Origin of the sequence: Streptomyces sp. NPDC048664 (assembly GCF_040650555.1) — a bacterium.
In the GTDB taxonomy this organism is placed as follows: domain Bacteria; phylum Actinomycetota; class Actinomycetes; order Streptomycetales; family Streptomycetaceae; genus Streptomyces.
Map to the genome: position 1 here is coordinate 235,592 of NZ_JBEZHK010000011.1, position 12,534 is coordinate 248,125.

The window sequence follows — 12,534 nt, forward strand, 5'->3', positions numbered from 1 at the left end:
CGGGCGGTGACAGCGCGCATGTCGATCAGTTACGGAGCGTGCTGCGCCGCTGCTCATCGGCCTCGCCACCGGCTCCCACGAGCCCGGTGCCGACCCCCTTCAACCGGGGTTCGAAGCGGCGCATCTCGCGCTGCCCCACCGTCGCGATGATCCCCGGCAGGTAGCCGCGCAGGGCCTGCATCCCGCGCAGCCACCCCTGCCCGTAGACATGGCTGGAGCGCCGCTCGATGCCGGCCACGATGCGGTCCACGGCCGGGCCCAGCGGATAGGTCTTGTTGGACGGCCAGGGCAGCCGCTGCCTCAACTCCCGCATGACGTCGTCCTGGTCGGCGCCGCGCACCATGTCCGTGTCGGTCCACGACAGGTATCCGACGCCGACCCGCACCCCCCTGTGCGCGACCTCGGCGCGCAGGCTGTGCGCGTACGCCTCCACGCCCGACTTGGACGCGCAGTACGCGGTCATCATGGGCGCGGGGGTGATCGCGGCGAGCGAGGCGATCTGGAGCAGATAGCCGCGGCTCTCCGTCAGCACGGGCAGGAACGCGCGGGCCGTCACCGCCGAGCCGATCAGGTTCACCTCGATCACACGGCGCCAGGCGTCGGGGTCGGACTCGGCGAACGGACCGCCGTTCGCGACACCCGCGTTGGCGACCAGGATGTCGACCTTCCCGAACCGCTCCTTGACCTCACGCGCGACCGCCGTCATCGCCTCGTGGTCGGTGACGTCGGCGTACCAGTGGGCGCTGTCCCCGTACAACTGCTCGGCGACCGATTTGAGTTCGTCCGCCTCCAGGCCGACCAGGGCGACACTCGCCCCGCGCGCCGACAGTTTGCGGGCCAGCAGCGCGCCCACGCCCCGGGCGGCGCCGGTGACGACCGCGACCTGACCCGCCAGGCTCACCTTGCTCATGCGCTCTCCTCGATCCGTGCGTCGACCGGTGCGTCCGCCGCGTTCGTCCTGCCCGTCCCGCTCACCGCGTACAGGCCGACCAGTTCGCGGATCTTCCCGCTGACCAGCTCGGGCGCCTCCACCGGAGTCATGTGGCCGAGCCCCGCGAGTTCCGTGCTGCCCACGCAGTTCGGCAGGGCGGCGACGAGCGAGCGCGCGTGCACCGGCGGCGTGAGCCGGTCCGCCGTGCCGGCCACGACGGCCGTGGGCACGTCCAACGCGCGGACGCCGCTGTCGAGGTCCAGGGTCTCGAGCACACGGGACCAGGCGTGGCGTGCCTCGCGGGGGCAGGCGTGCACGATCCGAGCGCAGGCCTCGACCATGTCCGGCGCGGAACCGGCGCCCATGGTGGCGTACTTGAGGACCCGCCTGGCCGCGGGCGTGACCGGCCCGAGCGGGGCACGTGAGCCGAGGACCCGGGCCGTGAGCCAGGTGCGGACGCGTCCGGCGCGTAGGGGCACCACGCGCGCCTCGGCGACCAGGCGCGAACTGCCCGTGCTGCACAGCAGGACGGCCGCCGCGCGGTCCCGGAAGCCGGGGCGGCGCGCTGCCGCCATGACGGTCATCCCGCCCATCGAGTGGCCCACGACCACGGCCTTCTCGCCCGGCGTGAGCGTGGCGGCGAGCACCGCCTCCAGGTCGTCGGCGAGCGCCTCGGCGGTACAGGCGGAGCTCACCGGGCTGCGCCCGTGCCCGCGCTGGTCGTAGGCGATCACGCGGTGGTCGGTGGCGAGGTCCCGTATCTGCGCGGCCCAGAAGGCGGTCGAGCAGGTCCAGCCGTGGGCGAGGACGACCGGCGGCGCGCCGTCCGGCCCGTGCACCTCGGCGTGCAGCCGGGCGCCGTCGGCGGACGTCACGGTCAGCTCACGGGCGGGGGTCGAGGGCGCGTAGCGTCCGCTCACCACATGCGCCCTGCGGGTCTTCCGGTTCACGCGCGTGCCTCCGCCTTGGTCTCGTTGTCGCTGTCGCTGCCGTTGTCGTCGTGGGCGTGCGGGGCGCTCGGGGCGCGCACCACGTCGTACTCCCCCAGGTCGACGCCCCGCGTGGCGCTGCGGAACTCCGTCGTCGTACCGGGCCAGATGGTGGTGTTCCGGCCGTCGGCGTCCAGATACCAGCTGGTGCAGCCGCCGGTGTTCCACACGGTGCGCTTCATCCGCTCCTGCACCCGGTGGTTCCAGGCGTCGACGGCTCCCTGCCGGGCGTCGAGCGCGACCCGGCCGCCCAGCGTGTCCACCTGGCGCAGATAGTCGGCCATGTAGTTCAGCTGGGACTCGATCATGAGGATCATCGAGGAGTTGCCGAGCCCGGTGTTGGGTCCGATGATCGTCATCCAGTTGGGGAATCCGGCGGCCGTCGCCCCGCGCAGGGATGCCATGCCGGTGCTCCACGTCTCGGCGAGCGTGCGCCCCTCGGCGCCGACGACCCGGTCGGCGATGGGCATGTCGGTGACGTGGAAGCCCGTGCCGAAGACGATCGCGTCCACCTCGGTCTCGGTGCCGTCGGCGGCCACCAGGGTGGAGCCGCGGATCTCCCGCAGACCGGCGGCGACGACGTCGACGTTGGGCCGGGCGAGCGCCGGATAGTAGGCGTTGGAGAGCAGGATCCGCTTGCAGCCGATGCGGTAGTCGGGCGTCAGCTTGGCGCGCAGGGCCGGGTCCTTGATGGCGCGGGCGAGGTTGCGCCTGGCCAGCCGCTCCACCAGGCCCAGTTCGTCGGGGCGCTTGGTGAAGGCCTGGACCTGGAGTTCGCGGATGCCCCACAGCAGGCCGCGGCGCAGCTGGGTGGTGAACGGCAGTGCGCGGTGCAGCCGCCGTTCCACGCCGCTGATGGCGCGGTCGACGCGGGGCATCACCCAGGGCGGGGTGCGCTGGAAGAGGGTGAGCCGGCCGACCAGCGGCTGGATCTCGGGGACGATCTGGATCGCGGAGGCACCCGTGCCGACCACGGCGACGCGCTTGCCGCGCAGGTCGTAGTCGTGGTCCCAGCGGGCGGAGTGGAAGATCTGGCCGGGGAAGCCGTCGAGTCCGGGGATGTCGGGCACCTTGGGGTCGGACAGCGGCCCGGTCGCGCTGACGACGACGTCGGCGGTGAGCGGGCCGGAGCTGGTCTCGATCGCCCAGTGCAGCTCGGTCGCGTCCCAGGTCATCAGCTTCACCTCGGAGTCGAAGCGCAGATGGGGGCGCAGCCCGAAGACGTCGGCCACGTGCTCCAGGTAGGCGCGGATGTGCTCCTGCCCGGAGAAGGTGCGCGGCCAGTCGGGGTTGGGCGCGAAGGAGAACGAGTACAGGTGCGAGGGGACGTCGCAGGCGCAGCCGGGGTAGCTGTTGTCGCGCCAGGTGCCGCCGACGCCCGCGGCGCGCTCCAGCACGACGAAGTCGGTGATCCCCTCCCGGCGCAGCCGCACGGCGGCACCGAGCCCGCCGAACCCGGACCCGATCACCGCCACCCGCACATGCGGCACGCCCGCGTGCCCCTGCCCCTGCCCGTCTGCGTCCTGGTCCGCGGCCATGCGAGCCCTCCCGTCGATCCCGCCAGTGAACACTGGCGCAATGGGAGCGTAGGCCAGCGGCGTACCTGTGGGTAGGGGCTGGACCGAGGAAAGTTACCCGGAGTACGACGTAGGGTGCGGGAGTGACGGACGACGGGGAGCGGCGCGAGTACCGCATGGAGGAGCTGGCCAGGGAAGCCGGCATCACGGTGCGCACGCTGCGCTTCTACCGCGAGCGCAAGCTGATCCAGCCCCCGCGCCGCGAGGGTCGCATCGCCTGGTACGACGACACGCACCTGGCGCGGCTGCGCACGATCTCCGCGCTGCTGGAGCGCGGGCACACCCTCACCGGCATCGCGGAACTGGCGGAGGCCTTCGACCACGGCCGCGACGTGGGCGACCTGCTGGGCGTCGGGGCGCCGACCGAGGAGACACCGGTCCGCCTCACGCCCGAGGCCCTCGCGGACGTGTTCGGCTCCGAGGCGACCCCCGAGAACCTGCTGGCCGCCATCGACCTCGGCTATCTGGGCACGGACGGCGGGGAGATCGTCCACATCAGCCGGCGGCTGCTCGACGTCTCGGCCGAGCTGGTGCGCGAGGGCATCCCGCTCGCGGAGGTGCTGGCCGCCGGGCGCCGGGTGCGCGAGCACGCGGAGACGCTTGCGGACCTCTTCACGAACCTGATGACCACGCACGAGCGCGGCCCGGACGACGTCCGGCGGCTGCGCCCGCTGGCCAAGAGCGTGGTGGAGGCGGAGCTGTCCCTGGCCCTGGACCGCCGGCTGCGCGAACGCGGGATATCGGAGCGTCCCGAGGGCGGGGACCCCCCTCACCTGTCGTAGACGACCGTCACCGGGGCATGGTCGGACCAGCGCTCCGCATGGGTGGCCGCGCGCTCCACGTATCCCTTGACCGCGCGAGCGGCGAGCCCCGGCGTCGCCACCTGGAGGTCGATGCGCCAGCCCGAGTCGTTGTCGAAGGCCCGCCCGCGGTAGGACCACCACGAGTAGGGCCCCTCGGCCTCGGGATGCAGGGCGCGGACGACGTCGACGTATCCGCCGTCGTCGGCGTCCAGGACGCTGCCCAGCCACGCCCGCTCCTCGGGCAGGAACCCGGAGTTCTTGCGGTTGGCGCGCCAGCTCTTGAGGTCCGCCTCCCGGTGGGCGATGTTCCAGTCGCCACTGACGACCACCTCCCGGCCCTCGGCGGCGGCCCGCTGCCTCAGCTCCTTCAGATAGCCGAGGAACTCGGCCATGAAGCGGGTCTTCTCCTCCTGGCGGGGGGTGCCGACCTCGCCGGAGGGCAGGTACAGGCTGGCGACGGTGACGCCGGGCAGGTCGGCCTCCACATATCGCCCGCTGCCGTCGAACTCGGCCGACCCGAACCCGACCCGCACGCGGTCGGGCTCCCGCCGCGTGTAGAGCGACACCCCGGCCCGGCCCTTCGCCGCGGCGGGCGCGTGCACGACGTGCCATCCCTCGGGCGCCCCCGCCTCGGGCGGAAGCTGCCCGGGCTCGGCCCGCACCTCCTGGAGGCAGAGCACATCGGCCGGGCTGTCGGCGAGCCATTCCACGAAGCCCTTCTTCGCGGCGGCGCGCAGCCCGTTGACATTGACGGAGGTAACGGTGATCACAACATTCTCCTTGCCGGCCGACGGCGTACGTTACCCGTGGACCCGAACCCCCACCGAATTCGCATGGAAGTACGATTTCCCGCATGGACATTCGCCCCGTCGCGTTCGATCACCCGGACGCCGTTCTGCTGAACGACCAGGTCCAGGCCGAGTACGCCCTGCGCTACGGCGACGGAGGCGACGCCACGCACATGGACGCCGCGGGGTTCGTGCCGCCCCTGGGGCTCTATCTGATCGCGTACGACGCCCAGGGCAGGCCCGTCGCCTCCGGCGGCTGGCGCGGCCAGGACAAGAGCGAGGAGGGCTTCGAGGACGGGGACGCCGAGATCAAGCGGATGTACGTCACCGAGGGGCTGCGCGGCCACGGGCTCGCCCGCCGCATCCTGGCCGCACTGGAGACGGACGCCCGCGCGGCCGGACGCACCCGGATGGTGCTGGAGACGGGCGACCGGCAGCCGGAGGCCATCGCCCTGTACGCCTCCAGCGGCTACGCGCCCTGCGCCAAGTTCGGCTACTACCGCGCCTACGATTCGAGCCGCTGCTACGCGAAGCGGCTGTGAGCACACCGGGCTCACTCCCCGGCGCCGACGGCGGACCGCCGCACCTCGATCTCGGCCCCGCTCTGCCGGAAACTCTCCGCGGCTTCGGTGACGGACCCTCATCGAGGCGGGGATGCGGGCCTCGTGCACCTGGGAGTTTCCACCGGCGGTGTGGCGCCCCGGACGGTCGGCGAGACGTGGCACCGCGGGCAGACCTGCTGGATCACCTTCGCGGGCATGGGGCACCCACGGGCCACCGACCGACACTGAGGCGGCGCCCGGCAGACGCCGGCCCGACAGCCCGTCAGACCCGATGCACCGCCATCCACCACGCCGAACAGGCGGCGAACGTCCCCTGAAGCGACGAAGATCCCGTCCGATCTTGCGATCGGACGGGATCCCGTCACCGCTCTTGAGCTAACTCAAGAACAGTCGTGCGTGGACCTGAGGGGATTCGAACCCCTGGCCCCCTCGATGCGAACGAGGTGCGCTACCGGACTGCGCCACAGGCCCTTGCAACGAGTGAAACTCTAGCATCCTCATCGGCCTGCCAGGAAATCCGTTCCGCGCAGGTCAGCGACCGGGACGCGGCGGACACCGGGCTCGGGGTCACTCGTTGGCGGCCCGGGGGCGTTCGCCGTCCTCGTACTGGTCGAACAGCGGTGTGCGGCCCCGCTCGCGGGACCTGCGCGCCGATGCCGCCCGGCGGGCGTCGCTGCGGTCGCCGTCCGGGGCGCACTCGGCGTCCTGGGCCGCCTCCGCCTCCTCGGTCGGCGCGGGCTCCCCGGCGTCCGGTTCGGCGGCCGGCGACGACGGCACGGGTGCCGCCGCGTCCGCGGCGCTCGACCGGGCGGAGCTCCAGGTGTCCGGCGCGCCGAGGTCGACGCTCGGGGTGGCGCGGGGGGCGACCGGCGCGGTCACATACGTCGGCAGCGGGACCGGGACGGGCTCCCAGCTGTCGCCCTGCCCCGGCCGCCGCCGGCGCTCGCGCTGCTGGTCCACCCACTCGGCGTGGTCGGTCTGCTCGACCAGGGCGCGGCGGTCGGCCGCGAGCGCGGACAGTCCGGGGTCGCTCGCCGGCTCGGGGACGTCCTCCGGTTCGTCCGCCGCTTCCGGGGCGGCCGGCGGGCGGCGCCTGGGCTGGCGCTCGCGCAGCCGCTGGGCGGCCACCTCGGCCCTGCGGCGGTCCATCGTGTACGTGAACCGCTTCCGCTCCTGGGCGCGCAGATAGGCGATGTACGCGCTCAGCAGCACGGCGGGCGCGGCGGGCGCCCACAGGAACGTGAGGCCGCCGACCGCGGCGACGATCGCGCCGATCGTGAACGCCAGGAAGAGGAGCACGGTCGTACGGCGCCTGCGCGCGAGCACCTTGGTGCGCCGCGCTCTGGCCGCCGCCTCCGCGGAGGCGGCGCTGCCGGTCCGCGCCCGGGGGACGCTCCCGCCCGCCGTGGGGCGGGCACCGTCCTGCTCGCGCTCGCTCCGGGACGGGGGCCCCTCGGGATCCGGCCGCTCCGGCCGTACGGACCGCTCCTGCCGCTCCGGTCGCGCCTGCGGCGCGGTCGGGGGCATGGCGAAGGCCCGGACGTCCACCGAGTCGGTGACATCGTCCGGCCGGGCGCCCCGCTCCCCCTCGTCGGTCGAGCGCGCGCGCAGGTCCTTGGCGTATCGGCGCTCCATGCCCGCCCGTCCGGACAGCAACCGGATGGCTGTGCTGAAGCGTTCCGTCGGACGAGACTCGTTCAACTCGTCCTGCCTACGGAGCCACATCGGCACCAAGTAGGCGGCCCAGGCCCCGACAATGACTGCGTAGATGAGGCCGCTGCTGCTCACGCCTCACACGGTAGAGGGGTTTGCGTGGGGCCATCCGCCAATTGGGCCGGTGTGTCGCACGATCTGGCTGATATTTCGAACTTTTTTTGGGACCGATGCGATCAGCAGGCAGACGCGACGACCCATTCACAGGCTGAGACGATCGCCGTTCGATCATTTATTTCGAACACGTATTTCATTTTCCTGGATGGGTCGACGGGTCCGGGGCCGACGTGCCCGGATCGGCACGCTGCTGGGCGCGCGTCCGCCGCCAGCGCGCGAGCAGCCCCTCGGGCGCCTCCTCGGCGGTGAGCGCGAAGACCATGTGGTCGCGCCAGGCCCCGTCGATGTGCAGATAGCGCGGCCTGAGCCCCTCCTCGCGGAATCCGAGCTTCTCCACGACCCGGCGGCTGGGCACGTTCTCGGGGCGGATGCAGACCTCGATGCGGTGCAGCCCGACGGTCCTGAAGCAGTGGTCGACCGCCAGCGCCACCGCCGTCGGCATCACGCCCCGGCCCGCCACGGCCCGGTCCACCCAGTAGCCGACATGCCCGGAGCACATCGACCCCCAGGTGATGCCCGCCACGGTCAACTGCCCGACGAGCCGCCCCTGGTACTCGATGACGAAGGGCAGCATCCGTCCCGCGCCCGCCTCCCGGCGCAGATGCCGGACCATCTGGCGGTAGGTGGGCCGATGGATGACGGGGCCGCTGGGGGTGGGGGGCGGAATGGTCGCCTCCCAGGGCCGCAGCCAGTCCCGGTTGCGCCGGTTGACCTCGCGCCAGGCCCGCTGGTCGCGCACCCTTATCGGCCGGAGGACGACATCGCCGTCCGCCAGCACCACGGGCCAGGATGGGCTGTTCAGCTCGCACGCCCCCTCGGTCCCCGGGGGTCCTCGCCGGACGGGGACCCGCCGGTGCCGCTCCTCGGGTGGTCGCCGCCGCGGATCTGGTCGACCGCGTGCGTCAACAGCGGCTCCAGGACGGCCAGTCCGTCCTTCACCCCGCCGGTGGATCCCGGCAGGTTGACGATCAGGGTGCCGCCCGCGACCCCGGCGATCCCCCGGGAGAGCGCCGCCGTCGGCACCTTCTGCCGTCCGAACGCCCTGAGGGCCTCGGCCATGCCCGGCACCTCGAAGTCGATCACCTCCCGGGTGGCCTCGGGGGTGCGGTCGGTGGGAGAGACACCCGTGCCGCCCGTGGTGACGATCACGTCGTAGCCGGCGCGGACGGCCTCGCGCAGGGCGTCACGCACCGGTTCCCCGTCCGGGACCACCAGGGGCCCGTCGACCGCGAAGCCGAACCGGGCGAGGCCCTCGGCGACGAGGGGCCCTCCCCTGTCCTCGTACACGCCCGCCGCGGCACGGTTGGACGCGGTCACCACCAGGGCCGCGTACGGCGCCGACAGAGCAGCCCCCGACAGGGGCCCCGCCGCCGTCATGACCGGCTCCAGTCGCCCGACTTCCCGCCCGTCTTCTCCTCCACCCGCACGTCCGTGATCACCGCGCCCTTGTCGACCGCCTTGACCATGTCGACCACGGTCAGCGCCGCCACGCCGACCGCGGTGAGCGCCTCCATCTCGACGCCCGTACGGTCGGTGGTCCGCACCGTGGCCGTGATCTCCACGGCGTCGTCCGCGACCGTCAGATCCAGTGTCACACCGGACACCGACAGCGGGTGGCACAGCGGGATCAGGTCCGGGGTGCGCTTGGCGCCCATGATGCCCGCGATACGCGCGGTGGCGAGCGCGTCGCCCTTGGGCACGCCCTCCCCGCGCAGCAGTTCGATCACCCGGGGTGAGACCAGGACGCGGCCACTGGCGCGGGCGGTGCGCGCGGTGACGTCCTTCCCGGAGACGTCGACCATACGGGCCGCCCCCGCGTCGTCGATGTGGGTCAGTCGGTCCTGGTCCTGCGTGCTCATCTGCTGGGCGCTCCCGGTCCGGGCCCGGCACGGTGCGGTGCGCGGGCCTGTTGTGCGCGACACGGTATCGCGGGCCCGGCGCGTTCGGCCGGGCACGGTGCCGCAGGCTCCGCGGCCGTGCCCGCGGGAGCCACCGGGCTCACCCGCCCGGCCGGGTCAGGTGAGCAGGAGCACCTCGACCTCGGAGCCCGGCTCCACCGACGTGTCCTGCTCGGGGACCACGATCAGCGCGTTCGCGTGCGCGAGGGCCGCGACCAGGTGCGACCCGGCGCCGCCGACGGCGCTCACCGTGCCGTCGGCGTACCGCCCGCGCAGGAACTGCCTGCGGCCGGCCGGCGAGGTCAGCGCCTTGTCCGCCTCCAGGACGGCGCGCACGCGCGGGCGGTGCACGTCCGTAAGCCCCATCAGGGTGCGGATCGCGGGGCGCACGAACAGCTCGAAGGAGACGTACGACGACACCGGGTTGCCCGGCAGCGCGAGCAGCGGCGTGTGGTCGGGGCCGATGGAGCCGAACCCCTGGGGCTTGCCCGGCTGCATGGCGAGGGTGCGGAAGTCGATGCCGGCGCCCGCCTCGTCCTCGTCGCCGACCGAGGAGAGCGCCTCCTTGACCACGTCGTACGCCCCCACGCTCACCCCGCCGGTGGTGACCATGAGGTCGGCGCGTACGAGCTGGTCCTCGATGGTGTCGCGCAGGGTGTCCGCGTCGTCGGCGACCGCGCCCACCCGGTAGCCGATCGCTCCGGCGTCCCGGGCCGCCGCGGTGAGCGCGAAGCTGTTGGAGTCGTAGATCTGGCCGCCCGCCAGCGCCTCGTCGGGCGGGACGAGTTCGCTGCCGGTGGACATGACGACCACACGCGGGCGCGGGCGCACGCGCACGGTGCCGCGCCCGATCGCGGCGAGCAGCGCGATCTGCGGGGGCCCGAGCACGGTGCCCGCCGCGAGGGCGAGGTCTCCGGCCTTCACGTCGCTGCCGGCCGGGCGCACATGCGCGCCCGCCTCGGCCGGGCGGTGGACCCGCACCTGCCCCGAGGCGCCCTCGGGGGACCGGCTGTGGGCGCGCATCCCCGAGACGGGGCCGCCGCCGAGCCCGCCGTCGGTCCACTCCACCGGGACGACGGTCTCGGCGCCGGGCGGCAGCGGGGCGCCGGTCATGATGCGCGCGGCCTCGCCGGGCCCCACCCGCAGCGGCTCGGCGGCGCCCGCCGCGACGTCCCCGACCACGGTGAGGGACGCGGGGAAGTCCTCGCCGGCGCCCGCGACGTCCGCGACCCGCACCGCGTACCCGTCCATCGAGCTGTTGTCGAACGGTGGCAGGGAGATCGGCACCGTGACGTCGTCCACCAGCACGCACCCCTGGGCGTCGAGCAGTTGCAGCTCGATGGGTTCCAGGGGGCGGACGGTGGTGAGGATGTCCTCCAGGTGCTCGTCCACCGACCAGACGTGGTCCTCGCCGGTGGGGCGGGTCGCGGCGTCGCTCAAGATCGCTACATCTCCTCGGCTACGTAACTGCGAAGCCAGGCCCGGAAGTCCGGGCCCAGGTCCTCACGTTCGCATGCGAGTCGGACAATGGCACGCAGGTAGTCGCCGCGGTCGCCGGTGTCATAGCGGCGCCCCTGGAAGACGACGCCGTGCACGGGGCCGCCGATGCTCTCGTCCTGGGCGAGCGTCTGGAGCGCGTCGGTGAGCTGGATCTCGCCGCCGCGGCCGGGCTCGGTCTTGCGCAGGACCTCGAAGACGTGCGGGTCCAGGACGTAGCGGCCGATGATCGCGTAGTTCGACGGGGCGTCGTCCGGGTCCGGCTTCTCGACCAGGCCGGTCACCTTCACGACGTCGCCGTCCTCGGTGGGCTCGACGGCCGCGCACCCGTAGAGGTGGATCTGCTCGGGGGCGACCTCCATGAGCGCGACGACGCTGCCGCCGCGCAGCTCCTGGACCTCGACCATGCGGGCCAGCAGGGGGTCGCGGGGGTCGATGAGGTCGTCGCCGAGGAGGACGGCGAAGGGCTCCTGGCCGACGTGCGGGGCCGCGCACAGGACGGCGTGCCCGAGACCCCTGGGGTCGCCCTGGCGGACGTAGTGCATGGTGGCCAGGTCGCTGGACTCCTGGACCTTCGCGAGCCGCTTGGCGTCGCCCTTCTTCTCCAGGGCCGACTCGAGCTCGTAGTTGCGGTCGAAGTGGTCCTCCAGGGGCCGCTTGTTGCGGCCGGTGACCATCAGGACGTCGTCCAGTCCGGCGGACACGGCCTCCTCGACCACGTACTGAATCGCGGGCTTGTCGACGACCGGCAGCATCTCCTTGGGAGTGGCCTTGGTGGCCGGCAGGAACCGGGTGCCGAGGCCGGCCGCGGGAATGACAGCCTTGGTGATCCTGGGGTGCGACTCAGTCATGTCCGCCACCTTATCCGGTGACATTTGAGCCGAAAACGTCGCCCAGGTTGATTCGCTCCCCATATGAGCGCTTATGAGAAGGCAGGGTCCTGAGCTGTGGTCCCCATGGAACACGGAGCCGAGCGTCACAAGCAAACGTTGCGCCGAGCCCTCCTCGAGGTGAGGCGCGGGTTGACTCCGCATGACGTGCGCGAGGCGGCGGCAGCGCTGGCCGGGCGGGCCCTCGAACTGCCCGAGCTGGCCGGTGCGCGCACGGTGGCCGCGTACGTCTCGGTGGGCGGTGAACCCGGCACCGCGGCGCTCCTGGACGCGCTGCGCGCCCGGGGCGTGCGGGTGCTGCTCCCGGTGCTCCTGCCGGACAACGACCTCGACTGGGGCGTGTACGCCGGGCCCGACTCCCTGGTGGGCGTCCGGCACGCCGGGAGGATGGCCCTGCTGGAACCGGCGGGCGAGCGCCTGGGGCCCGAGGCCGTCACGGAGGCCGACGCCGTGCTGCTGCCCGGGCTCGCGGTCGACGGGCGCGGGACGCGCCTGGGCCGCGGCGGAGGCTCCTACGACCGCGTGCTGGCCCGTCTGGAGCGCGCGGGGGCCGATCCCGCGCTCGTGGTGCTCCTGTACGACACGGAGGTCGTGGCGGACGTTCCCGGCGAGCCGCACGACCGTCCCGTGCACGCGGCGGTGACACCGTCGGGCGTGCGCCGCTTCCACGATCCGGGCGGGCGCTGATACGCGAACCGGCCCTCCACGCGCGCGTGGAGGGCCGGTTCGGGGGGCTCGTACCCGTCAGGGGGGGGGCTTCAGGGTGTC

General features: G+C 73.3%; 13 protein-coding genes and 1 tRNA gene. 3 read left to right on the plus strand and 11 right to left on the minus strand.

Annotation, left to right across the window (positions count from 1 at the left end):
• Positions 1-25: 25 nt before the first annotated feature.
• The 3 genes from AB0C59_RS15355 to AB0C59_RS15365 are packed head-to-tail and all read right to left on the minus strand — an operon-like array spanning position 26 to position 3,458.
• Positions 26-910 (minus strand): SDR family oxidoreductase, encoded by an 885-nt coding sequence (locus AB0C59_RS15355; RefSeq protein WP_363004555.1) that lies wholly within the window; start codon positions 908-910, stop codon positions 26-28.
• A complete protein-coding gene (locus tag AB0C59_RS15360; RefSeq protein ID WP_363004557.1) occupies positions 907-1,881 on the minus strand; it encodes an alpha/beta hydrolase in 975 nt (324 codons plus the stop codon). The genes AB0C59_RS15355 and AB0C59_RS15360 overlap by 4 nt, the downstream gene beginning before the upstream one ends.
• The gene (locus AB0C59_RS15365; RefSeq protein ID WP_363004559.1) at positions 1,878-3,458 is read right to left on the minus strand and encodes an NAD(P)/FAD-dependent oxidoreductase; all 1,581 of its coding nucleotides are present in this window, start codon (positions 3,456-3,458) and stop codon (positions 1,878-1,880) included. Before AB0C59_RS15365 ends, AB0C59_RS15360 begins: the two co-directional genes overlap by 4 nt.
• 155 nt (positions 3,459-3,613) lie before the next feature.
• On the opposite strand from AB0C59_RS15365, the gene AB0C59_RS15370 reads away from it, so the two are divergent.
• The gene (locus tag AB0C59_RS15370; protein WP_363004593.1) at positions 3,614-4,279 is read left to right on the plus strand and encodes a MerR family transcriptional regulator; all 666 of its coding nucleotides are present in this window, start codon (positions 3,614-3,616) and stop codon (positions 4,277-4,279) included.
• Here the strand turns inward: AB0C59_RS15370 and AB0C59_RS15375 are convergent.
• Entirely contained in the window at positions 4,267-5,070 is an 804-nt protein-coding gene (locus tag AB0C59_RS15375) for an exodeoxyribonuclease III (protein WP_363004561.1), read from the minus strand. The two genes, AB0C59_RS15370 and AB0C59_RS15375, sit on opposite strands and share 13 nt — an antisense overlap.
• An 83-nt stretch (positions 5,071-5,153) precedes the next feature.
• On the opposite strand from AB0C59_RS15375, the gene AB0C59_RS15380 reads away from it, so the two are divergent.
• Positions 5,154-5,630, plus strand: coding sequence for a GNAT family N-acetyltransferase (locus AB0C59_RS15380; protein ID WP_363004563.1), 477 nt, complete (start codon positions 5,154-5,156; stop codon positions 5,628-5,630).
• Positions 5,631-6,048: 418 nt separating this feature from the next.
• Here AB0C59_RS15380 and AB0C59_RS15385 read toward each other — a convergent pair.
• The 7 genes from AB0C59_RS15385 to galU form a co-directional block, all read right to left on the minus strand.
• Positions 6,049-6,122, minus strand: a tRNA-Ala gene (locus AB0C59_RS15385).
• A 96-nt stretch (positions 6,123-6,218) separates the two neighbouring features.
• Positions 6,219-7,439, minus strand: coding sequence for a gephyrin-like molybdotransferase receptor GlpR (glpR, locus tag AB0C59_RS15390; protein WP_363004565.1), 1,221 nt, complete (start codon positions 7,437-7,439; stop codon positions 6,219-6,221).
• Positions 7,440-7,614: 175 nt separating this feature from the next.
• Positions 7,615-8,262, minus strand: a complete 648-nt coding sequence (locus tag AB0C59_RS15395) for a GNAT family protein (protein WP_363004567.1) — start codon at positions 8,260-8,262, stop codon at positions 7,615-7,617.
• Between the two features lie 17 nt (positions 8,263-8,279).
• Entirely contained in the window at positions 8,280-8,858 is a 579-nt protein-coding gene (locus AB0C59_RS15400; protein ID WP_363004569.1) for a MogA/MoaB family molybdenum cofactor biosynthesis protein, read from the minus strand.
• Positions 8,855-9,340: a cyclic pyranopterin monophosphate synthase MoaC gene (gene moaC, locus AB0C59_RS15405; protein ID WP_363004571.1), complete on the minus strand. Its 486-nt coding sequence runs from the start codon at positions 9,338-9,340 to the stop codon at positions 8,855-8,857. The genes AB0C59_RS15400 and moaC overlap by 4 nt, the downstream gene beginning before the upstream one ends.
• A 156-nt stretch (positions 9,341-9,496) precedes the next feature.
• A complete protein-coding gene (gene glp, locus AB0C59_RS15410; protein WP_363004573.1) occupies positions 9,497-10,819 on the minus strand; it encodes a gephyrin-like molybdotransferase Glp in 1,323 nt (440 codons plus the stop codon).
• 5 nt (positions 10,820-10,824) lie between these two features.
• A complete protein-coding gene (gene galU, locus AB0C59_RS15415) occupies positions 10,825-11,727 on the minus strand; it encodes a UTP--glucose-1-phosphate uridylyltransferase GalU (protein ID WP_363004575.1) in 903 nt (300 codons plus the stop codon).
• 105 nt (positions 11,728-11,832) lie between these two features.
• Between galU and AB0C59_RS15420 the strand changes: the two genes are divergently transcribed.
• Positions 11,833-12,453, plus strand: coding sequence for a 5-formyltetrahydrofolate cyclo-ligase (locus tag AB0C59_RS15420; RefSeq protein ID WP_363004577.1), 621 nt, complete (start codon positions 11,833-11,835; stop codon positions 12,451-12,453).
• Positions 12,454-12,534 lie beyond the last annotated feature (81 nt).

What these genes read in the sequence shown, in the direction of transcription:
- AB0C59_RS15420 (WP_363004577.1), top strand. Translation starts at nt 11,833, where the DNA reads ATGGAACACGGAGCCGAGCGTCACAAGCAAACGTTGCGCCGAGCCCTC.
- galU (WP_363004575.1), bottom strand. Translation starts at nt 11,727, where the DNA reads ATGACTGAGTCGCACCCCAGGATCACCAAGGCTGTCATTCCCGCGGCC.
- AB0C59_RS15355 (WP_363004555.1), bottom strand. Translation starts at nt 910, where the DNA reads ATGAGCAAGGTGAGCCTGGCGGGTCAGGTCGCGGTCGTCACCGGCGCC.
- AB0C59_RS15380 (WP_363004563.1), top strand. Translation starts at nt 5,154, where the DNA reads ATGGACATTCGCCCCGTCGCGTTCGATCACCCGGACGCCGTTCTGCTG.
- AB0C59_RS15370 (WP_363004593.1), top strand. Translation starts at nt 3,614, where the DNA reads ATGGAGGAGCTGGCCAGGGAAGCCGGCATCACGGTGCGCACGCTGCGC.
- moaC (WP_363004571.1), bottom strand. Translation starts at nt 9,340, where the DNA reads ATGAGCACGCAGGACCAGGACCGACTGACCCACATCGACGACGCGGGG.
- AB0C59_RS15365 (WP_363004559.1), bottom strand. Translation starts at nt 3,458, where the DNA reads ATGGCCGCGGACCAGGACGCAGACGGGCAGGGGCAGGGGCACGCGGGC.
- AB0C59_RS15400 (WP_363004569.1), bottom strand. Translation starts at nt 8,858, where the DNA reads ATGACGGCGGCGGGGCCCCTGTCGGGGGCTGCTCTGTCGGCGCCGTAC.